Consider the following 21,844-nt stretch of genomic DNA (forward strand, 5'->3'; position numbering starts at 1 on the left):
GCTCGGCCTCTTTTACAAGATCAAGCCGGCGCTCCCGCCCGTCGCGGAGCGGCTGTTCGAGCTGAACGCGCTGCTGTTCCTCATGCGCCATGCGGCCGAGACCCAGAGCAACCCCGCGCTTGGGCCGAATTCGTACCTCGGCTATTTCACGCATCTGGCCGTGACGGACCTTCACGAAGCCGCGATGGGCTGCCTGGATCGCCCGCTGCCCGCAGCGGACGAACCGCTCGCGCGCGATCGCCTGCTCGGGACGGCCGACATCCTCCGGGCAGCGATGCTGGCGCCCGGCCCGACGCAGGACTATGAGCTGAAGCATTACGGCCGCCTGTGGGAGACGTGGCTCGCGCCCCCCGTACGGAAGCGAAGCCCTCTGCGCGGAGGAGCTCCGCAAGCTCGAGGCGGCCGAGCCCGGCCTGCCTCCCCAGAGCAAAGGCGCATGGAACGCGGCCGTGCTGCGGATGCTATTCGGCCTGAACGACGACGACCGCGCGCTTGCCTTGCTCGCCGGCGAATCGGGCCGTCTGGGCTCGGCCCACGTCGCTCAGCTCTCGGAGATGCTCGGCGAGCTCGCCCGGAGGGAAGAATGGCAGCGCCTGCTCCGATGGCTGACCGAGCTGGGGCCCTTGATGAGCGGCAGGCGCTTGCGGGAGCTCGAGACGTACGCCGGGCTGTGGGATGCCGTCGTCGCCAAGCTGCCCGAGGCGGAGCCCCGGATGTGGGAGACGCTGGAGTCGCTGCTGCCGTCCTCCCAGTCGATCTACGAGAGTCGGCTGCTCGCCGCGGGACGGTACGAAGAATGGATCGACATCCAGCTGTCGTTCGGCCGCGAGCCGCTCGACTACCGGGCGACCGAGCTGGCGCCGTTGGAGAAGGAAGCGCCGCATGCGCTGCTCCCTTTTTACCATCAGGCGGTCGAACGTTATGTGGCGATGAAAAACAGGGCCAGCTACAAATCGGCGGTGAAGCTGCTGAAGCGGCTCGCCAAGCTGTACAAGAAAATGAAGCGCGAGGAGCGCTGGATCGAATTTTACGAGCTGTTCGAGCTGCGCCACAGCAGGCTGCGCGCGCTACAGGAAGAGCTGCGGAAAGGAAAGCTGTCATGAACGCGCAGCGGGATACGATCAGCGTCGACGTGCGGCTGAGCGAGCACGGCGACGCGCTGATATACGGGGTATTGGAAGGCTACGGCTACGTGCCCGGACTCCTTCTGAAGCATAGGCTGTTCGCCTGGCACGAAGCTTCGTTCTACGGAACGAATCTGGACGTGAGCCAAGTCGAGCTGCCCGCGGGCGTCGATCTGGTTCGAGGCAAGGCGGAGATCGTCATTCTCCCTGCCGAGCATGTATTGGCTTTCTTCGCGGAGCCTCGCCTGCTGAGGCATGTAGAGTGGCGGATTGCCGGAGAAGGCCGGCTGCTCGCAAGATGGGCGCCCGTCCTGGCGGGCTGGATCGAGGAGCGCCGATACATGCCGAGCCTGGACGATTATCGCCGCGGCTTGCTGCGCTGGACCTGGGAAGGCGAGCTGCCGCCGGCTGACCGAGAAGCGGAGGACGGCGAGACGGCGAGCGCGGACCCGGCGGACGGCGAATGGATGCAAGGCCTCCGCGCCGCTTTCTCGGCGGCCGTGCGGGAGCGTCACTACGGTACGGAGACGGGTTATTCCGACCTGCGACGGGAGTACCCGCTGTTGTTCGACAAGAGCGCCGCGTCCGCGGCCGGCATGGACGAACGCGCCTGGCTCGAAGCGATCGGCTGGCGGCCGGACATGGCGCCGTTCCGGCCGATCCTGCGGCTGCTCGAGCCTTATGCGGCGGGCAACGCGCCGGACGATTGGCGGCTGCAGCTCGCGCTGCAGAGCAAGCGGGACGAGACGATCGTGCATCCCGCCAAGCTCGGCGCGGACGGCTCGGTGTCCGGGCGCTGGCCGGCCGCCTGGAACGAAGAAGCGAGCGAGCGGGCACCCGGCTGGCTGGATCGGCTGCGGGCGGCGCTGCCGCCCGAACGGCTCGCCGGCGGGCCGCGGGACTTGCTGGGCGCGCCGTTGGACGACGAAGCAGCCTGGCGCTTCCTCTCGGCCGATAGCAATCGGCTGCTCGAGGCCGGCTGGCGAGTGCTGCTGCCCGCCTGGTGGGAGGCGGCGACCCGCAAGAAGCCGCGGCTGCGCGCCAAGATCGCGCCCGAGTCCGGCGGCAAGGGCAGCTCGCTGTTCGGGCTGGACGCGATCATCGACTTCGACTGGCGCGTCGCCATCGGAGACCTGGACCTCAGCGAAGAGGAGTTCGCCGCGCTGGTCGCGCGCAATCAGCGGCTCGTCCGCCACCGCGGCCAATGGATCGCGCTCGATCCGGCGCTGCTCTCGCAGATCCGGCGGATGATGACGGGCATGGACAAGCACGCGGGCCTCTCCTTCCAAGACGTGCTGCAGCTTCACCTGCTTGGCGAAGGAGAGGATGCGGACGACGCCGGGACGGAGGAATCGGCGGAGGCGTCCGCCGCGCGCGTGCGGCTGGAGGTCGAGCTGAACGAGCATCTCGCCTCGTTCTTCGCGCAGCTCGGACGGCCTTCGGAGTGGCCGCTGCCAGAACCTCCGCCGGATCTGCAGGCCACGCTGCGGACGTACCAACGCGAAGGCTTCGGCTGGCTCACCTCGCTTCGGCGCTTCGGCCTCGGCGCGGTGCTGGCGGACGATATGGGCCTTGGCAAGACCGTCCAGCTCATCGCTTATCTGCTGCAGCTGCGCCACGATACGCCGCCGGAACGGCGCCGCGCCGCGCTGATCGTCTGCCCCACCTCGGTGCTGGGCAACTGGCAGAAGGAGATCGCGCGCTTCGCGCCTTCGCTTACGGTCAGCCTGCATTACGGCGGCGGCCGGATCACGGACGCGGAGGCCTTCGGCGCCCAGGCGGCGAGCTCCGATGTCGTGCTCACCTCGTTCGCCACGGCGTCGCTCGATCAGGAGCTGCTGCAGACCTATGTGTGGGCGGCGATCTGCCTCGACGAAGCGCAAAATATCAAAAACGCGCAGACCAAGCAGTCCGTCGCCGTGCGCAGCTTGTCCGCGGGACAGCGCATCGCCCTCACCGGCACGCCGATCGAGAACCGGCTGGCCGAGCTGTGGTCGATCTACGACTTCATCGCGCCGGGCTACCTCGGGACGCAGCGCGCCTTTCAGGAGCGGTTCGCCACGCCGATCGAGCGCAACCATGACGAGCGAAGAACGGCCGAGCTCAAGCGCCTCGTCGGACCTTTTATGCTGCGGCGCAAGAAGAAAGATCCGAACATCCAGCTCGACCTGCCGGACAAAAACGAGATGAAGACTTACGTCCCGCTGACGCCCGAGCAGAGCGCGCTCTACGAGCAGACCGTGAACGAGCTGCTGGAACGGATGAAGGCGCTCGAAGGCATCGAGCGCAAAGGCGCGATCCTCGCGGCGCTCACCCGTCTCAAACAGGTGTGCGATCATCCGGCGCTGCTGAACAAGGAACAAGAGACGACGGCAGCTGCCGCTTCGGCGGACAAAAAGGGGCGCGCCGGCGGGGCGGAGTCCGCGTCGCCAGGCAAGTCGCCAGACAAGTTGCCAAGCAAGTCGCCTGGCAAGTCGGCCGACGAAGCATCGGCGCCTTCGGAGGCGGAGCTGGCCGAGCTGGTCTCCCGTTCGGCCAAGCTCGAGCGGCTGCTCGCCATGGTCAAGGAACTCCGGGACGAGGGCGACCGCTGCCTCATTTTCACCCAATACGTCGGCATGGGAGAGATGCTGCGCCTCGTGCTGTCCCAGGAGCTCGGCGAGCCCGTGCTCTACCTGAACGGCAGCACGTCCAAGACGGCGCGCGACCGGATGATCGAGCGCTTCCAGTCGCAGACGCTGCCGCAGGACGAGCAGCCGAGCGTGTTTATCCTCTCGCTCAAGGCGGGAGGCGTCGGCCTGAACCTGACAGCGGCCAACCACGTGTTCCACTTCGACCGCTGGTGGAATCCCGCCGTCGAGAACCAGGCGACCGACCGCGCCTACCGAATGGGCCAGACCAAGGACGTGCAGGTGCACAAGTTCATTTCCCTCGGCACCCTCGAGGAGCGCATCGACGAGATGCTGGAGAGCAAGCAGCAGCTCAGCGACAACGTCATCTCCTCCTCCGAGGGCTGGATCACCGAGCTGTCGACCGACGATCTGCGCGACTTGATCACGCTTCGGCGGGGAATGAACGGCTGACGCAAAAACGCCTCTGGCAAAGAGGCGTTTTTGCATGGCGTTCGATGTACCCGGCAGGCGGGTTCAAATGAGCGGGTAATGTCCTTCGTAGCGCGGATGCGCGTAGTACGGCGGACGCGGACCGATCAACGGCAGATTCAGCGTAAAAAAAATCTCCGTAGGCGACCTTAACCATAGCGTCCGATTCATTGATTAGCAGCGCGTCCGCTTTCTTGCTGAACGCGTATGGCACTTTCACAATAGATCACCCTCCATCGGGCTGTTCGCCTCATAGCCTATGTCGGATCGGGCCGGTCGGTGATAGACGACTATACAAAGGGGACACTTAAGATGATTAAAGAATTAGCCGGAGAAACGCAATGGCTCGAAGCGTATCCGGTCATGAACGAGCTGCGGACGAATTTGGATCAAGGCGCTTATCTCGGCTTGTTACGCGAAATGAATGCCCAAGGCTACAAAATGCTTGCGCTATACGACGAAGGCCGAATCGTAGCGTTGGCCGGCGTCATCATGATGACGAATTTCTATTTTGGCAAGCATGTATTCGTCTATGACCTGGTCACCAAAGCTTCCGAGCGTTCGAAGGGACACGGCGAGACCTTGCTCGATTACGTTCATCAGTATGCAAAAGAGAACGGATGCCAGACGGTGGCCTTGGAGTCGGGGTTCGCGCGCGTGGATGCCCACCGATTTTACGAGACGAAAATGGGTTATCGCAAACCCGGCTTCTCGTTTACCAAAACGCTTTGACCTCATTTTTCTCCCAACGTCGTCCTCTCGTCGCGAAGCCCTCTTCATCGTCCCGCCCCGAAGCGGCTAGGCACCCGTCTAGCCGCTTCCGCATAGGGTGAGAAATAACGATATCGAGGAAGACCCGCAGCTTCCAGGTTCGAAGCGCGAGTCGCCGATTCACGGGAGGCCGACATGACCGACAAACGCGATAGCGAGCGCGAGCTGGAGCAAATACGAAGCATGCAGTTCAAATTCGAAGAGGCGAAAATCGACGCCCCTTATCCCCTCTATCCCAGCTACGGCACCGTCACGCGCTACGAGGATATCGCGATCAGCGTACCCGAGCAGCGTCAATACCGTCAGCCCGGCATCGAGAATCTGATGGTGCCGAAGCCTATCGTCGACAATCCGCACTACAAAGGCAGCGCCAAGCTCGAGGGCAAAGCCGCGCTGATCACCGGCGGCGACAGCGGCATCGGCGCTGCGGCCGCCATCGCTTTCGCCAAGGAAGGCGCCGACGTCGCCATCTCCTACCTCGACGAGCACGAGGACGCGGAGCGTACCAAAACCTGCATCGAGGCGTACGGCCGAAGCTGCCTGCTGCTTCCCGGCGACGTGCGCGGCAAAGCCGTGTGCGAATCGATCGTCCACGACACGGCAAAAGCATTCGGACGCCTGGACGTCCTCGTCAACAACGTCGGCATCCAGTTTCAGCAAAACGAGCTGGCGGACATCACCGACGAGCAGTTCGAGAATACGTTCAAAGTAAACTTCTTCTCGCACTTCCATACGACTCGCGCGGCGCTTCCTTACCTGAAGCCCGGCGCGTCGATCATCGGCACGGCCTCGGTCGTCGCTTATGTCGGCGAAAAAACGCTCCTCGACTACACCGCGACCAAAGGCGCCATCGTCGGCTGGACGCGCGCGCTGGCGCGCAACCTGGCACCCAAAGGCATTCGCGTCAACGCAGTCGCCCCCGGTTCGATCTGGACGCCGCTCATCCCGAGCAGCTTCTCCCCGGATCAGGTGGCTGTCTTGGGCACGAATACGATGCTGGGCCGTCCCGGACAGCCGTTCGAACTCGCGCCGACCTACGTCTATCTCGCTTCGGACGACTCCCGCTACGTCACCGCACAGGTCCTCCACGTCGACGGCGGCCAATCGACGAACAGCTGAAGCGCATTCCGCTCCATCACCGATTTATCGATTCGCGCTTGTTTTAATATCTCCCGTATCGTTGACCGGGTCGCTGAGCGTCTTCTCCGCGGCGATGTTCCCATCCGCATCCAGCGCCTGAACCGTATAGGGCACCGACGCGAAGCCGGGCAGCAGGACGAACCAAAGCCTCTTGCCCGGTTCATATTCAACGACATTTGCTGCGTATTTGCCCGGTTTCCCGCCACTGGTCTTCAGAATGACGCCTGAGATGGACGCATCGGTCAGCTCCCCAACCGCCAACGGATAAGGACCGGGTACGTCCGGATATTTGTTGGGCATCGTCATATAATTCAACAGCGTGCGAACGCCCGTCTCCCCCGGCTCGCCGTAGCCGATGCCGTAACCTCCGCCCATGCCCCATTTCCAGCCCAGCCACGTATGGCGAACGAATTCAATCTGCAGATCCGTGCCGTTCGGCTGCATACTCCGTTTGATGAACAGCAGCACGCCGCCCTCTACGGCTTCGCGGTGAACGACCCGCATCGTATCGAAGTGCCGAAACTTTTCCACCGCCTCCTCCGGCGTGCGTCCGATCGGAATGCGCAACGCGCCGGCGTGCAGCCCCATCGCGCTCGACAGCCGCCGATCCGCGAATCCGCCCGGCGCTTCCCAAGCATAGCCGAATCCCGCCAGCAGCAGCAAAACCGCCAGCGCAGCGCATCCCCTGATCGCCCATCTTCGCATAACGCGCTTTGCAGGGGGGGACGCGATCATCCGTAGTGGCCAGAATGGCGGCTAACTTATGATCGTCAAGTCTCCGCCGCTCGCTTAAGGGCTTTACTCTCAGCCTCGCGAACAGCGCATCCCGCCTCAAGTCCTCATCCGTTATCCGGCTGCCCATTGTTCTCCTCCCCTTTCATTCGTCCGGCCAACATCGCCCTGCCTCTCGAAAGTCTAGACTTCACCGTGCCTTCCGCGATGCCGAGCAAGCGCGCGATCTCGCCGTAGGACCATTCATAGTGCGCGAACAGAATGATCGGCTCGCGATACTTCCGGGGCAAGTCCCACACCGCTGTCCATACTTCGTTCGCGAATTCGCTCCGCCAATATTCGCTCTCCGCAGAAGCAGCCCGCTGGCCGTCCGGAATGAGACCGACGAGCGTCACCTTGCGCCAAAAAGCGGACTTACGATAATTGAACGCCGTATTGCGCGCGATCCGAAACAGCCAATTTTTAACCGGTCCGTCCCCCCCCGATAAGAATCGATCGCCCGTATCGCCTGCACGAACGTATCCTGCGCGATATCCTCCGCCATGTGTTCCCGCCGGGTCAGAAACAACGCATACTGCCATACGTCATGCCAGTACTTGGCGATCAATCCAGTCAACTCGCCCGCGTCCAGCCCGGAGCGATATTTGAGGTCACGATCCTCGATGTCCGCCAAGCGCCTCGCCTCCCCCTACGCCATAAAGACAACGGACCGTTCCCGTTTGTTCCGCTATTTTGCATTTTAACGATATCCCCTTCAATCAGGAAGATGCGCGCAGTTCGCATATTTGAACGATATCCCCTTCGGTCAGGAACAAGCTGCTTCCCCTTCCGAGCCCACGACTATCCCCGCCTGACGGAAAGGGACACTGTTCAAATGGAGACGAATCAAATGGAGGCGTTTCAAATGAAGACGAGTCGAATAGAGCTTTGCCAGCCTTCCTGCGCGAAGGGGATACCGTTCAAACGTAAAAAAAGACGTTTATCGCGCGAAAAAGCCATCCGCTCCCCGGCACGAACCGGAATAGCGGATGGCTGTATATGAAGCTGGGTATCACACGGTCTGCAGTCGCTCTGCGGCGGGTTCCCCCGCTTCAGACGCTACCTCGCCGGCCTGCCGGATCTCCACCGACAAGCCGCCTTCCGATGCTTCGACCGCCATGGTCGAGCCTTCCGGCGCCGAGCCTGCGATCAGCGCCCTCGCCACCCGCGTCTCGAGATGACGCTGGATGAACCGCTTCAGCGGACGCGCGCCGTATACGGGATCGAAGCCTTCCTTCGCGATGAACCGGACGGCTTCGTCCGTCAGCCGCAGGGCAATGCCGCGCTCGGACAGGCGGTCTGCCAGACCGCGCGCCAGCTTGCGCACGATCGATTCGATCTCGTCCCGCGACAGCGGCTTGAACAAGACGATGTCGTCGACGCGGTTCAGGAACTCCGGCCGGAAGTGTCCGGACAGCTCCTTCATGACGCGGTCGCGAACGGCCGGCGCGATGTCGCCGTTGTCGTCCACGCCCTGCAGCAGGTGCGGGGAGCCGATGTTCGACGTCATGATGACGATCGTATTTTTAAAATCGACGACGCGCCCTTGCGAGTCGGTCAGACGGCCGTCGTCAAGCAGCTGCAGCAGGACGTTGAATACGTCGGGATGCGCCTTCTCGACTTCGTCGAGCAATACGACGGTGTACGGCTGCCTGCGAACGGCTTCGGTGAGCTGTCCGCCTTCCTCGTAGCCCACGTATCCGGGAGGCGCTCCGACCAGTCGGGACACGCTGTGCTTTTCCATATACTCCGACATGTCGATCCGGATCATGCCGTCTTCGCGGTCGAACAGCGTCGCCGCGAGCGCCTTGGCCAGCTCCGTCTTGCCTACGCCCGTCGGCCCCAGGAACAGGAACGATCCGATCGGCCGGTTGGGATCCTGAATGCCCGCGCGGGCCCGCAGCACGGCGTCGGCGACGAGACCGACGGCCTCTTCCTGGCCGACGACGCGCTCGTGCAGCGTCTCTTCCAGTCGCAGCAGCTTGTCTCGCTCGCCTTCGACCAGACGCTTGACCGGGATCCCCGTCCAGCGCGAGACGATGTCGGCGATCTCTTCCTCGGTCACCGACTCCCGCAGCAGGCGCGTCTCGCCTTCTTGCTCGGCCGCCTCTTCCGCCGCCTTGAGCTGACGCTCAAGATCGGGGATGATGCCGTAGCTCAGCTCGGCCGAGCGGTTCAGATCGTATTCCTCCTGCGCGTCGACCAAGTCCTTGCGCGCTTGCTCAAGCCGCTTTTGCAGCTCGCGCACGCCTTGGATCGCGGCTTTTTCCTTTTCCCAGCGCGCCATCATGCCCAGATGCTTTTCCTTGAGATCCGCCAGCTCCCGCTGAAGCGACTCCAGCCGGCGCTTGCTCGCGTCGTCGGACTCCTTCTTGAGCGCGGCTTCTTCGATCTCCATCTGCATCATGCGCCGCATGACCTCGTCCATCTCGCCGGGCATCGAGTCGATCTCCGTGCGGATCATCGCGCAGGCTTCGTCGACCAGGTCGATCGCCTTGTCCGGCAGGAAGCGGTCCGCGATATACCGGTTGGAGAGCGTGCCCGCCGCCACCAGCGCGCTGTCGTGGATTTTAACGCCGTGATGGAGCTCGAAGCGTTCCTTCAAGCCGCGCAAAATGGAGATCGTATCCTCGACGTTCGGCTCGCTGACGAGCACCTGCTGGAATCTGCGCTCAAGCGCCGGGTCCTTTTCGATATACGTCCGGTATTCGTCGAGCGTGGTCGCGCCGATACAGTGAAGCTCGCCCCGCGCCAGCATCGGCTTCAGCATGTTGCCGGCGTCCATCGCGCCCTCGGTCTTGCCGGCGCCGACGATCGTATGCAGCTCGTCGATGAACAGGATGATACGGCCGTCGCTCTCCTTCACTTCCTTCAGCACGGCTTGAAGCCGCTCCTCGAACTCCCCGCGGTACTTCGCACCCGCGACAAGCGCGCTCATATCCAGCGAAAATACGGTCTTGTCCTTCAGTCCTTCCGGCACGTCCTTGCGCACGATCCGCTGCGCCAACCCTTCGACGATCGCCGTTTTGCCGACGCCCGGTTCGCCGATCAGTACCGGATTGTTTTTCGTCTTGCGGGAAAGAATGCGGATGACCCGCCGGATCTCGCCGTCCCGGCCGATGACCGGATCGACCTTGCCCGCCCGCACCTCGGCGACGAGGTCGCGCCCGTACTTTTCCAACACCTCGTACGTCGCTTCAGGCTCCCGGCTCGTTACGCGCTGATGGCCCCGGATCTCCTTGAGGACGGCGAGCAGCCGGTCCCGCGTCAGTCCGAAGGCGTCGAACAGCTCGCGCACGTCGCGGTTGCCTTCCCTCGGCGCGGAAGCCATCGCGAGCGCCGCATGCTCGACCGCCACGTACTCGTCCGTCATGGCCGCCGCTTCGCGCTCCGCCTGCTCCAGCACGGCCACGAGCGCCGGCGATGCGTACCGCTTGACCGAATCCGAACCGCCGACGCGCGGGCGTTTCATTAACCGCCCCATCGCTTGCCGGTCCATCTCGGCCGGCTGAATGTCGGCCCGCTGCAGCAGCCGCGGCAGCAGTCCGTCCTGCTGCTTCAGCAGCGCTGCGAGCAGATGGAGCGAATCGATCTCCGGATGTCCGCTCGCGCCGGCCAGCGATTGCGCGCCTGCGACGGCTTCCTGCAGTTTTTGCGTATATTTGTTGAAGTCCATATGCGTCTCTCCTTATCGGTTAAAATGATGTCCCGCTTGCAGCGGATTCATGCTGGTTAAGCGTGCGCCCCGAAGCATCAGCTTTTTGTACGCGGCTTAATGCCTGCCTTGAAGCTGCTGCGTTCCGCGAGCTGGCGGTACAAATTCCGCTCCTCCTCGCTCGGATTCGGCTGTACGGCGAGCGCGACGTCGAACAGAATGTCGCCGTATCCGCCGTCCTTGCGGCGCAGGCCCTTGGACGGTATGCGCAGCTGCTTGCCCGCGGGAAAATCGGGCGGAATCCGAAGCTTGACCTGGCCGCCGTCCGGCAGCCGGACGATGGCTTCTCCGCCCAGCACGGCCTGCCACGGCGCAGCCTCCACGGTCGCTCGCAAATCTCCGTCTTCCCCGAGCGCATACGATGCATTCGGCTCGACGGACAGCTCGATCAGCAGCTCGTCGCCTTCCTGCACGCCGTTCGCGCCGTCTCCCTTGAGCCGGATGACGGTGCCGTCCGCCATTCGTTCGGGCACGCGAAGCGCGATGTCTTTGGTCCCGACCCTCACGTTGACCTTGGCGCCCTGCCAAGCCTGCTCCAGGCTGACGTTCAGCTTGGCATGCTGCGTTCGCGCGCTCGCGCCGAACGGATCGAACCCCGAAGCGTCCCACGCGTTTTCGGCGCCGAACCCGCCCGGACCGCCGCCATAAGCGCCGTAACCGCCGAAGCCGCTCCTCCCGCCGGAGGCGCTGCCGTAGGCGCCGAAGCCCGCTCTGCTGCCGATCCCGCCATTGCCGAAGAGCATCTCGTACAGCTCCTCCTCGGACAATCCTGCCGAGCCTTGACCGCCTCCGCTCCAGCTCCACGCTTCGCCGTTCTGCGCGCCGCTCGGTCCGCCGCCTCCTGCCCGTCCCGCATACTCGCGCCGCATCGCGTCATAGCGCTGTTCTTCCTCGTAAGCCTGCTTTTTATCGTCATGGCTTAGAATGTCATAAGCCTCCGCGATCTCCTTGAACTTCGACTCCGCCTCGGGGGGCTTTATTCACGTCGGGATGCCACTTCTTGGCCAGCTTCTGGTAAGCCTTCTTGATCTCCTGCTTCGTCGCGTCCTTGCCGACGCCGAGCGCTTCATACGGATTGCCGATCTTCATTGCGCATCTCCTCCCCCGGGCGGTCTCTTCTGACCTTTTTTGACCTTAATGCCATTATAGACCTGTCAGGCGCATATGCCAAAGCCGATTTCAGGCGTTTTGAGGCGATTTTCAGACCATAATCTCTATTTATCTCACTCGCAAGGCTCATTTTGACCAATACTGATCTTAGCTGACGATTTTGAAATGGCCGACACTGCCGACCTCGTCCAATTCTACGGACGCAGGTTCCGCTATTCTGCATAAAACACACGAAACCAGAGGCGCCGGACACAGAATCCGCTGTTTCCCTGGAATGCATGCGATATCGAAGCTGCGAGTCGCCATAGCGGAACTATAGTCCTTTAAGGCCGCTATCCTTTCGAATAGTTTTCGAAAGGGACCTACAGTCCGTCAACTTGCCTGTCGCTGCCATTTGGTCCGACGCCAATATCCCCTTCGCCTGCGCGAAGGGGATAGCTTTAAATTGTATGGGTCGGTTTGGCCTTACCGATTGCGCCCTCGCGTCACTCGGCCCCGCTCGCTTGATCCAGCTTCGCTAACAGATCCCTGAAGATCGCGTCCCGGTCGACATGCGTCACGTAGCGGATCGGATGGCGCCACTCCGCCTCCGCCTCGGCCCAGCGGCAGTCGTCGGTCACGCGCGGACTCGGCGTGAGCTCGCTCGGACACCACTCTGGCCGGACCAGCCATGCGATTGCGGATAGATCCCAGATCACGCGTGAGTGCCCGACGTGATCAGCCATACAATTGCGATACGTCTCGTATAGGTATTGCCCGAGCGGACCTTGGTCCTTAACGTAGTCCCGCAGCTCGGATAGCGTCGTCGTCAGATGCGACACGACGCCCATGCAGGGCAGCAGAACCAGCGGCACGCCCGCGTCCAGCACGACGCGAGCCGCATGCAGATCTTGCGCAAGATTGAACTCGCGCGTATCCTGCCAGTGGAAAGCGTGGCCGCCTAGCCAGACGAGCACGATCCGGTTCGCTATGGCAGGCTGTAGCAGCAGCGCCGAGGCGATGTTGGTGATCGCGCCGATGGCGACGACATAGAGAGGATCATCCTTACCGCGCGCCATCGCCCGGCGAATCAGATCTCGGGCGGCCTCGCTTTCCACCGGCTCGTCTGGACCGGGCAAGTAAGCCGTCGATCCCGAAATGAAAAATAAAGACGAGGATTACGCCGACATGCTCGATCTGCTGACCTCCCAGCTCGTCCTGACGCTTCGGCGGCGGAGGCTGACCGGAGGTTCGCCGGCGTATGCGGAGGATAAGTTCCGTTACGCCATTAATTATATGAACGAAAATTTTCACCGGCGGATCGACTTCGGCTCGCTCGCCGCCATGGCGGGCTACAGTCTCGACCGGTACCGCCATTTGTTCAAGGCGCAGACCGGCGCGTCGCCCGGACGCTATGTGCTCGGCAGGCGAATCGCGCATGCCCGGACGCTGCTGCGAGAGACGAAGCGCAGCATCTCCGAGATCGCGGCGGACTGCGGCTTCGCGAGCGACTCGCAGTTCTGCAGCTTGTTCAAACGCGAGACGGGATGGAGCCCCGGCGCTTATCGCAAGGTCAACGCGTAGCCACGAAGAAAAAGGAGCGCAGGGGCCCCAGCCCGTGCGCTCCATTCGCAAGACACGATTAACTTTTGCGCCAGACGTCCCCGTATTGGGCGTTGCGTTTAAATTGCACGAGCGCGTAGGAGCACAAAGGCACGATCTTTTTCCCTTCCGAGCGGGCCTCCTCGACGACTCTGTCCAGCAACCGACGGGCGATGTCGCCGCCCCGGTATTCCGGCGATACGTACGTATGGTTCAGCAGCCAGGTGTTCTCCCCGTCCGGCATGAACGTGATCTCGCCTACCTGCTCGCCGTTCTCGCGAACGACGAAGGCATTGCCTTCTTTATGAATGACGCCGACCTCGTCTTTTTTCTTCCAGCCCTTGAATGTATCCTTCGCCTCTGACACGGTATCCTTCACGCTGCCGATCGTATCTTGAACGTCGGATTTGATGCTATCGATATGTCCTTTCATGCTGTTCATTTCTTTTTTGATGCCCTCGATCGGACTGCTCATGGCGTTCGCCTCCTCTAATCAGCCGCTATGGCATATACTACTATATACCCGCTTCGCTCGCGGTTATTCAGCGGAGGTCCGGCGAGACCGCGTTCAGGCAAGAGGGAGAGTTATGCCGCGGTTTCGTCATTGTGCGATCGGTTTAAATACATTATAATATGAGCAAGTATTCATATGTTAAAATGCTCGCTAGGACGGAAGGGCTGACTGCAATGGATAAACGAAACGAGCGGTTGACGGCCGACCGGGCCGCAGACAACGCGCAAGCACAAAATCCTGGCGGCGATCGTGCGCATTCGGACGCCTGCGCCCATGCGCACGATCACGGCGAAGGACATTCGCACGATCGTTCGGATGGGCACTCGCACGAGCGCGAGGACAGTCATTCGCACGATCATTCGCACGGACATGCCCACGGACACGCGCACGGCCATGACGGACACGCGCATGGGCACGGCCATCACGGCCACCATCACGGGATCGGCGGGCATCATCACGGGCGCGAAGGCGACCGCCGAGGACTGACGATCGCCCTCGCGATCACCGCGGGCATCATGCTGCTGGAGTTCGTCGGCGGGCTGCTAACCGACAGCCTCGCGTTGCTGTCGGACTCGGGGCATATGCTGAGCGACACGAGCGCGCTGGCCTTGAGCCTGGCCGCGCTCTGGTTCGCCTCCCGTCCGGCCTCGGCGAAGCGCACCTACGGCTTTCACCGCTTCGAGATTCTCGCCGCGCTGTTCAACGGCGTCGCGCTGTTCGTCATCGCGGGCTTCATCGTCTACGAAGCTATCCGCCGGATGGCGTCTCCGCCGGAGGTGTCCGGCGGCCCGATGATGGCGATCGCGGCCGTCGGCCTCATCGCCAATCTGGCCAGCGCCTGGGCGCTCACGCGCCAAGGCGACGTGGAGAACAACGTCAACATGCGCAGCGCGTACTTGCATGTGCTCGGCGACGCGCTCGGCTCCGTCGGCGCCATCGCGGCCGGCATTCTTATGATGGCCTTCGGCTGGTACATCGCCGATCCGATCATCTCGATCGTCGTATCCGTCCTGATCCTGCGGAGCGCATGGCTCGTCATCGCGCAGACGGTCCACGTGCTGATGGAAGGTACGCCGGCCGGCATCGACCACGCAGAGGTGAGGTCCGCGCTGCTCACGCTCGACGGCGTACGCGACGTGCACGACCTGCATATCTGGACGATCACCTCCGGCCTCGACTCTTTCAGCTGCCACATCCTCGTCGAGGAAGGGGTCCAGTGCCAGGACGTGCTGCAGCGCGCGATCTCCTTGATCGAAGACCGCTTCGGCATCAGCCACTCAACCATCCAGGTGGAGAGCGGCGCCATTCGGCATAAAGAGATTCCTGTCTAGCCGGCTCTTAAAAAAGGGAAGCACGCGCCTATGCGACGCGGCTTCCCTTTTTTTATTTGCGCTTGTTCAAAAAAGATATTTTCCCTGCGCTTGCGCTCCTGCATCAGCCGTTCCTGCTCGTAGACATGCGCGACCTCGCTCTGGATCCTCATCGAACAGCTCTGGCACAGCTTGCCCTTTCGGATTGGCGCCTCGCACAGGTCGCAAGCGTCGGTCAGGTTCGGATAATCGTATACCTTCAGCTTCCCTTTACGGATCCACGCGCGGATCAGCTCGGGACGCTCTTCTACCCGCTCCGCCAGCTCCTCCGTGGTCAGCTTGCGGTTCGCGCGAAGCTCTTTTTCCATACGATTCATCAGCGCGTCTTCGGCGGCGGTGCAGGCCGCGCACAGCTGCCTGAGATTAATCTGATAGATTCTGCCGCAACCGGGGCAATGGTCCACGCGCAATTCGGAAGTCATAAGCCATCCCGCCTGTCTAGCTGTAGTTTAATTTATAATACCACAGCCGCGGGTGACCGCCTATCGCGAAGTAGACTCGGCATGCCTTCAGCCAATGCCGCCGATTATCTGAGCAAGCCGCCCCGGCCCTTGGCCAGATTGACGTCCCGAATCTTGTCCAGCGAGATCTTCGGCGTCCGGTCCTCGGCGAGCAACCCGTTCACCTCTTGCTGAACGTCGGAGACTTGGGTATAGCAGTACCCGCAAATGTAATCGGTATCCTTGATCGCCTGCGTAATGCTCCGGAACCGTTCGAGGAACGCCTCTTCCGAATCGACCTGGTTGCCGTAGCCCCAGCCCTTGTCGGTGCGGAAGGCGATGCCGCCGAATTCGCTGATCACGATCGGCTGTCCGCGGTACTCGTAGCCTTGCGCCAGCGCATATCTGTGGTTGCAGTGGGCGATATCGTTCGACGTGATCGCTTCCTTGCCGGCGTAGCGCTCGGCGAATGCCGCCCCGTCCTCTTCATAGTCGTGAAGCGTGAGAATATCGGAGATCGTATGCTCCCAGCCGTCGTTCACGACGACTGGACGGTAAGGATCGATCGCCTTGGTCAGGTAATAGATCGATTCGGTAAACTGCTGCTGCTTGCGGTCCGCGAACACGTTGCCGATGCCCCACGACTCGTTGAACGGCACCCAGGTGATGATCGACGGGTGATTGTAATGCTGCCGGACGATGTCCAGCCACTCCCGCGTGAACCTCGACACGGCCTCGTCGTTGAACTCGTACGTCGCGGGAACCTCCGACCAGACGAGCAAGCCCTTCACGTCGCACCAGTACAGGAAGCGCGGATCCTCGATCTTCTGGTGCTTGCGCACGCCGTTGTAGCCCATTTCCATGATCAGGTCGATATCCTTGACGAGCGCTTCGACCGAGGGCGGCGTCAGATGGGTGTCGGTCCAGTAGCCTTGGTCCAGAATGAGACGCTGATAGATCGGCTGATTGTTAAGAAGGATCTGGCTCTTCAAGATCGACACCTTGCGCATGCCGAAATACGAGCTGACGCGGTCCGCGACCCGATCTCCGTCCGTCAGCACGAACTCGACCTCGTAGAGCTTGGGGTTTTGCGGACTCCAGAGCTCGACCCGCCATTCCCGCGCCTCGCTGATCAGCTCGACGCTCGCCGACACGGCGTCGCGGTCGACGGCGATGCTCGTCTCCTTGATCAGCTCACCGTCCATAGCGATGCGCGTCGTCAATCGAAGCGCGGCGCCGGCCGTCCGGCCTTGCACCCGGTAGTCGAAGCGCACGGCGTTGGCGTCGACGTCCGGCGTGATCTTGACGGACTCCACATGCCGCGCGTCGACGCACTCCAGCCACACGGGCTGCCAGATGCCGGTCGTCTGCACGTACCAGCAGCCGAAGTTCGCTTCGCGCCAGCGCTGCTTGCCTCGCGGCTGCGTGCAGCTGTCGCTGTCTTCCGCCTTAAGGACGATCGCGTTGACGCCGTCGTTCAGATATCGCGTGATATCGAAGGAAAACGCGGTATATCCGCCTTCGTGGAGACCGACGTATTCCCCGTTCACCCACAGCTTGGCGATATAGTCGACGGCTTGGAAATGAAGGATGACGCGTTTGCCCCGCTGCTCGGCCGGCACCTCGAACGTCCGGCGGTACCAGACGTACGGGTGGAACTGCTCTTCGCCGATGCCGCTCGCCTTCGTCTCGTAGGCGAACGGCACTTGAATCTTGCGGTCTCCCGGAAACGTCCGGTACCACTGCCTCGACTCTCCTTCGTTGCCGTCGTCGAAGCCGAAGTCCCATTCGCCGTTCAAATCGAGCCAAAATTCGCGAACGAACTGCGGTCTCGGGTATTCTTCGCGATACATGCTAAGCGACATGTCGTTTCACCAATCCTTTTTTTTAAAAGTATGCGGCCGGGGAACGTCAGAGCGGCGCGAGGCTCGCCTGATCGAACCGCGAGGCCGCGTCGATCGATTTGAAGCCGGCTTTGCCGTGCAGCAGCGGCGTATCGCTTCGGTCTTCGTAGCGGATGACCGGATCGCCTGCTCCCCCTGCGTACACGGATATCCGATTGCCGCTAGCCTCGACTTTGAGATGAAGCCATTCGCCCGCCTCCGGTAGCTTGTAGGCCGCGTCAGCCAGCGGAATCGAGCCGTAATCCTGCTTGACCAGGTGTATGCCCGACGCGTCCAGGTAGACGTAGTAGCCTCTTATGAAATCCGTTCGATTCTGGTTCAGCTCCATGCCGTTCGCGGGATCCGTCGCCCGGACGAGCATGCCGGTCTGCCCGCCGGCGCCGGGGACGGTAATATCGGCTTCGAACGCATAATCCGCATATCCGTAATTACCCCATAGCGACTTGGCCGGCTGAACCGACGAAGCGCGAAGCTGGCCCTGCCGCACCGACCATTCGCCTTCGTAACGCGACCAGCCGAAGTCGTTGCGATCGTCGAAGCCTTCCTGCGCGGGCTCGACCGGCACATCGGCCCATGCCTCCAGCCAGGCGAGGCTCGCCTCTCCCGCCGCGACCTCCAGCTTCCACGTCTGCGCGCCCGCTTGGAGCTTGACGCCGTCCGCGCCGACGATCGTCCATGCGCCCGCTTCGGCTGCGCCGCCCAGGCTTGACGGCTGCAGTTCGATCGCCGTCCCGCCGCTCTCCGTCGTTAGCCGCAGCTTCGCTCCTTCCGCGACGGGCTTCATGCGCAGCCGAATGCCATACTCGCCTTCTTTGGCGACGTTCACGCGGTAGCTCAGCTTCTGGCCGCCTGCCAGGCCCGCCAGATTGAACCCGCCTGCGCCATCGTCCGCCAGCTTCGCCTTCCCGCCGGCCTCTTCGGCATGCACGGCGTCCATGCGTCCCGGCACCGGCGCGTAAGCCGTCAGGGAGCCGCTGCCGTCCGCCTTGTCGCTGAACGCGACGTATCCGAACGAGGCGTCGGTCCCCTCGGCCGCGTACCCGATGCTCCCGGCTTCGAGCGGCGTCGTCAACTGCAGCGAAACCAGCTTCATCTCGTCCGCGTACACCCGCAGCTCAAGGCCCGACTTTTCCAGCCGAAGCTCGTGCAGCTGCGCCGGGTCCACCCCGTTCGGCAGCTGCGCCTCGGCTTGCTCCGCAGCCTTGCCTTTGCGGAGCACCCGCACGCGCAGCGTCCGGGCGTCCGCATCGATGAGCGCGGTTCCGTAGTTCTTGTCGTCCGCATATGCGAAGACCGCTCCCGCGCGCCCGCCGGATTCAAGCTTCACGTGATACTCCGCCGTAAAGTCGCTCGCGGCGTCCTTTTTCGCGATCAGCAGCGCGCTCGCGTCCCCTCCGTCCGTCTTAACACGCAAGCCTTCGCCCGCCTTCACCGTCCAACGTCCTTTGCCCTCGTTGCGCCACGCCTTGCCGAGCTCGCCGCGCTCGAAGCGGTCCTCGAACGCAGGCGGCTCCGGCGCCGGCTGCGCCTCGGCCGTCGGTCCCCAGACCGCGAACCGCTCCCCGTTCCAGACGACGCGGTCGATGTCCATGTGCCGCAGCGGGCCGACGACGCCGTGCCCTTCGAGGTTGTGGTAGATCATGTAGTCGCTGTCGAGATCCGGCCCGCGCACCAAGGAGTTATGCCCGAGTCCGACCGTCGCCCCGTCCGTACGCAGCAGCAACGGATTGCCCGCAAAGCCCTCGAACCCCCGCAGCGGATCGTCGCTGACCGCGGCGTTCACGCGATAGCCGGCGCTGAACACGTGGTTGCCCGTATAAGTCATGTAATACTTGCCGCCGCGCTTGAACACGGTCGGCCCCTCGGTCCACCCATCCATGTACGCGCCGGTCTGGCCTCCTCCGGCTCGACCGTCAGCGGATCGGTCATCGGCGCGGCTTGAATGCCGCCGGAGCCCGCGTAGTAAAAGTACCAGCGGCCGTCGTCGTCGACGAACGTCGTGCCGTCGATCGTCCGGCCGAAGTTGTCGGTCGCGATCTTGAACGGACCGGTCGGACTGTCCGCGACGAGCGCGTAATGGCCCTGGCCCGCTGGCGACGTGTACATGTAGAACTTGCCGTTCCAATAGCGGACTTCAGGCGCGTAGGCCGCGGTCGTGAGCGGGTCCTCCGTGCAGAGCCCTTCGTAATGCCAATCGACCAGATTCGGCGATCGCCAGACTTTGATGCCGGCGTCCGTATCCCGCGTGCTGACATACAGGTAGTAATAGCCGTCGTATTTGAACACGAACGGATCGCCGAGCCCGTATTCGCCCCACTCGTCCGGCAGCGAGACCGGATTGGCGTAAGTGCGGGCGGGCACCTCCGGCGCCGGATCCCCGCCCCTGGCGCAGCCCGTGCCGCTCGCCGCGAGCGTCAAGGCAAGCAGCCAGCGTCCCGCCGTTCGGATCGCGCGCTTCATCGCGTTCGCTCCTCCTTCGGACAAAAAGGCTTCCGGTGCGGACGCCCCTCGTCCCTGCTTATTGCCGGTCGGCGCCTCGGTCAGTCGCCTTGCACGAGCTTGCGGATCTCCGCGAGCGGCACCTTCGGCCGGCGGTCGTAGGTCAGCAGGCCGTTGATCTCCTGTTCGACGTCGGTCAGCTGCGTGTAGCAGAAGCCTTGGATCAGCGGCGCCTCGCGCACGGGCTCCAGCACGTCGCGCAGACGGCGAACGAAGTCTTCGTCGTCCTCGGCGCCGGAGTAGCCCCAGCCCTCCCAATCGCTCTTCCGGAACGAGATGCCGCCGAATTCGGTGAGCAGCAGCGGCTGCCCCTCGTATTCGTAGCCGGGCACAAGGATAAATCGGTTGCCCGGCCGGGCGGACAGCGCCTTGTCCAGCGCGGAGTAACGGTCGGCCAGCACGTCCCGGCGCCACTCGTAGTCGTGGATCGTGACCAGATCCGTCCGCACGAGCTCCCAGCCGTCGTTGGAGATGACGGGCCGCATCGGATCCAGCGACTTGGTCATGTGGTACATGGCGAGCGCGTGCTGCTGCTGCTGCTCGTCGACCAGGATGTTGGTGACGCCCCAGCTCTCGTTGATCGGCACCCAAGCTACGATCGAAGGATGATTGTAATCCCGTTCGACCGCCTGCAGCCATTCTCTCGTCACGCGTCCGACGTACGTTTCCGAGAAATGATAGGAATTGGCCATCTCCCCCCAGACGAGCAGGCCCAGCCGGTCCGCCCAGTACAGATAGCGCGGATCCTCGATCTTCTGATGCTTGCGCGCGCCGTTGAACCCCATCTCCTTGGTCAGTTCGACGTCCCGGCGCAGATCGTCGTCGCTCGGCGCGGTAAGCAGTCCCGTCGGGAAGTACCCTTGATCCAGCACGAGCCGCATCGTGTAGGGGCGGTTGTTGAGCTGCACGACGCCGTCCTCGATCGAGACCTTGCGCATCCCGAAGTAGCTGTCGACGCGGTCCGCCTCTTCGCCGTCGACGAGGAGACGCAGCCTCAGATCGTACAGGTGCGGCTTTTCCGGACTCCACCAGCGGCCAAGGCCGTGGTCGTTGAAGTCGTGAATGCCGATCGACCGGCTCTCCGCCTCCCGTGCGATCGTGAACGCGTCGCGAGACAGGACTTGACCTTCGAACGACACCGTCGCCTCCAGCGTCACGTCGCGCCCCGGCGCGAAGCCGCCGACGAACGTCTGCAGCTTGAGCTCGCCGCGATCGATGTCCGGCGTCATGCGGACGCGGGAGATGTGCGTCTGCGATACCGGCTCCAGCCACACGCTCTGCCAGATGCCGGTCGTCCGCGTGTAGAAGATGCCCGCGGACTTCTCCTCCCAGAACTGCTTGCCGCGCGGCAGCGTGACGTCCTGGCTGTAATCGACCGCCTTGACGGCGACGACGTTGTCCCCGTCCTTCAGCGCTTCGGTAATGTCGGCGCGAAACGGCGTATGCCCGCCCTCGTGCGTCGCGACGAGCTTGCCGTTCACCCATACCGCAGCCTCGTAATCCACCGCGCCGAAGTGCAGCCAGATCCGTTTGCCCGCGTATGCGTCCGGCAGCGCGAACGTCCGGCGGTACCAGACGACGTCGTGGAACGACGGGTCGCCGATGCCGCTCAGCTCGCTCTGGTAGCAGAACGGCACGTTGATGACGCGGGAGAACGCGCCCTTCTCGTACCAGTTCTCTTTGTCCCCGACCCGTGCGTCGTCGAATTCGAACTCCCATTCCCCGTTCAGGCTCATCCATTGCTCCCGGACGAACTGCGGGCGCGGATACTCGCTGCGCCATTGTTCAGTCATTGCTTTCCTGC

General features: G+C 62.9%; 18 protein-coding genes and 1 pseudogene. 6 read left to right on the top strand and 13 right to left on the bottom strand.

Going from position 1 to position 21,844, the window contains the following annotated elements:
• Window positions 1-449 precede the first annotated feature (449 nt).
• The 4 genes from OMP38_RS19715 (at window position 450) to OMP38_RS19730 (ending at window position 6,115) form a co-directional block, all read left to right on the top strand.
• Window positions 450-1,103 (top strand): hypothetical protein, encoded by a 654-nt coding sequence (locus tag OMP38_RS19715; RefSeq protein WP_277566600.1) that lies wholly within the window; start codon window positions 450-452, stop codon window positions 1,101-1,103.
• On the top strand, window positions 1,100-4,207 hold the full coding sequence (locus tag OMP38_RS19720) for a DEAD/DEAH box helicase (RefSeq protein ID WP_277566601.1): 3,108 nt from the start codon (window positions 1,100-1,102) through the stop codon (window positions 4,205-4,207). Before OMP38_RS19715 ends, OMP38_RS19720 begins: the two co-directional genes overlap by 4 nt.
• 330 nt (window positions 4,208-4,537) lie before the next feature.
• Window positions 4,538-4,957 carry a GNAT family N-acetyltransferase gene (locus OMP38_RS19725; RefSeq protein ID WP_277566602.1) on the top strand — a complete coding sequence of 140 codons (420 nt, stop codon included), beginning with the start codon at window positions 4,538-4,540 and terminating at the stop codon, window positions 4,955-4,957.
• 174 nt (window positions 4,958-5,131) lie between these two features.
• Window positions 5,132-6,115 carry an SDR family oxidoreductase gene (locus OMP38_RS19730; RefSeq protein ID WP_277566603.1) on the top strand — a complete coding sequence of 328 codons (984 nt, stop codon included), beginning with the start codon at window positions 5,132-5,134 and terminating at the stop codon, window positions 6,113-6,115.
• Window positions 6,116-6,139: 24 nt separating this feature from the next.
• Here the strand turns inward: OMP38_RS19730 and OMP38_RS19735 are convergent, their stop codons facing one another.
• From OMP38_RS19735 to OMP38_RS19765, 7 genes and pseudogenes are all read right to left on the bottom strand, one after another.
• The gene (locus OMP38_RS19735) at window positions 6,140-6,841 is read right to left on the bottom strand and encodes a hypothetical protein (RefSeq protein WP_277566604.1); all 702 of its coding nucleotides are present in this window, start codon (window positions 6,839-6,841) and stop codon (window positions 6,140-6,142) included.
• A gap of 134 nt (window positions 6,842-6,975) precedes the next feature.
• The gene (locus tag OMP38_RS19740; RefSeq protein ID WP_277566882.1) at window positions 6,976-7,323 is read right to left on the bottom strand and encodes an RNA polymerase sigma factor; all 348 of its coding nucleotides are present in this window, start codon (window positions 7,321-7,323) and stop codon (window positions 6,976-6,978) included.
• A complete protein-coding gene (locus OMP38_RS19745; RefSeq protein WP_277566605.1) occupies window positions 7,260-7,541 on the bottom strand; it encodes an RNA polymerase sigma factor in 282 nt (93 codons plus the stop codon). The genes OMP38_RS19740 and OMP38_RS19745 overlap by 64 nt, the downstream gene beginning before the upstream one ends.
• Window positions 7,542-7,919: 378 nt before the next feature.
• Window positions 7,920-10,583, bottom strand: a complete 2,664-nt coding sequence (gene clpB / locus OMP38_RS19750) for an ATP-dependent chaperone ClpB (RefSeq protein ID WP_277566606.1) — start codon at window positions 10,581-10,583, stop codon at window positions 7,920-7,922.
• Between the two features lie 77 nt (window positions 10,584-10,660).
• A complete protein-coding gene (locus OMP38_RS19755; protein WP_277566883.1) occupies window positions 10,661-11,491 on the bottom strand; it encodes a DnaJ C-terminal domain-containing protein in 831 nt (276 codons plus the stop codon).
• A 35-nt stretch (window positions 11,492-11,526) separates the two neighbouring features.
• A pseudogene (locus OMP38_RS19760) lies at window positions 11,527-11,711 on the bottom strand (DnaJ domain-containing protein); the annotation flags it as partial.
• Window positions 11,712-12,217: 506 nt separating this feature from the next.
• Window positions 12,218-12,850 (bottom strand): nucleoside hydrolase, encoded by a 633-nt coding sequence (locus tag OMP38_RS19765; RefSeq protein ID WP_277566607.1) that lies wholly within the window; start codon window positions 12,848-12,850, stop codon window positions 12,218-12,220.
• A gap of 19 nt (window positions 12,851-12,869) precedes the next feature.
• On the opposite strand from OMP38_RS19765, the gene OMP38_RS19770 reads away from it, so the two are divergent.
• Window positions 12,870-13,295: a helix-turn-helix domain-containing protein gene (locus OMP38_RS19770; protein ID WP_277566608.1), complete on the top strand. Its 426-nt coding sequence runs from the start codon at window positions 12,870-12,872 to the stop codon at window positions 13,293-13,295.
• A gap of 58 nt (window positions 13,296-13,353) precedes the next feature.
• On the opposite strand, the gene OMP38_RS19775 is transcribed toward OMP38_RS19770, so the two are convergent.
• On the bottom strand, window positions 13,354-13,788 hold the full coding sequence (locus tag OMP38_RS19775) for a GNAT family N-acetyltransferase (protein ID WP_277566609.1): 435 nt from the start codon (window positions 13,786-13,788) through the stop codon (window positions 13,354-13,356).
• A 212-nt stretch (window positions 13,789-14,000) separates the two neighbouring features.
• On the opposite strand from OMP38_RS19775, the gene OMP38_RS19780 reads away from it, so the two are divergent.
• Window positions 14,001-15,158: a cation diffusion facilitator family transporter gene (locus tag OMP38_RS19780; RefSeq protein WP_420869680.1), complete on the top strand. Its 1,158-nt coding sequence runs from the start codon at window positions 14,001-14,003 to the stop codon at window positions 15,156-15,158.
• Here OMP38_RS19780 and OMP38_RS19785 read toward each other — a convergent pair.
• The 5 genes from OMP38_RS19785 to OMP38_RS19805 form a co-directional block, all read right to left on the bottom strand.
• Entirely contained in the window at window positions 15,155-15,619 is a 465-nt protein-coding gene (locus OMP38_RS19785; protein WP_277566610.1) for a hypothetical protein, read from the bottom strand. The genes OMP38_RS19780 and OMP38_RS19785 overlap by 4 nt on opposite strands.
• 104 nt (window positions 15,620-15,723) lie before the next feature.
• Window positions 15,724-17,502: a glycoside hydrolase family 2 protein gene (locus tag OMP38_RS19790; RefSeq protein ID WP_277566611.1), complete on the bottom strand. Its 1,779-nt coding sequence runs from the start codon at window positions 17,500-17,502 to the stop codon at window positions 15,724-15,726.
• Window positions 17,503-17,548: 46 nt separating this feature from the next.
• Window positions 17,549-19,393 carry a 3-keto-alpha-glucoside-1,2-lyase-like domain-containing protein gene (locus OMP38_RS19795; protein WP_277566612.1) on the bottom strand — a complete coding sequence of 615 codons (1,845 nt, stop codon included), beginning with the start codon at window positions 19,391-19,393 and terminating at the stop codon, window positions 17,549-17,551.
• The gene (locus OMP38_RS19800; RefSeq protein ID WP_277566613.1) at window positions 19,363-20,001 is read right to left on the bottom strand and encodes a family 43 glycosylhydrolase; all 639 of its coding nucleotides are present in this window, start codon (window positions 19,999-20,001) and stop codon (window positions 19,363-19,365) included. The genes OMP38_RS19795 and OMP38_RS19800 overlap by 31 nt, the downstream gene beginning before the upstream one ends.
• A gap of 80 nt (window positions 20,002-20,081) precedes the next feature.
• Window positions 20,082-21,833, bottom strand: a complete 1,752-nt coding sequence (locus OMP38_RS19805; RefSeq protein WP_277566614.1) for a glycoside hydrolase family 2 protein — start codon at window positions 21,831-21,833, stop codon at window positions 20,082-20,084.
• Between the last annotated feature and the right edge of the window lie 11 nt (window positions 21,834-21,844).

Origin of the sequence: Cohnella ginsengisoli (assembly GCF_029525555.1) — a bacterium.
GTDB lineage: Bacteria > Bacillota > Bacilli > Paenibacillales > Paenibacillaceae > Cohnella > Cohnella ginsengisoli.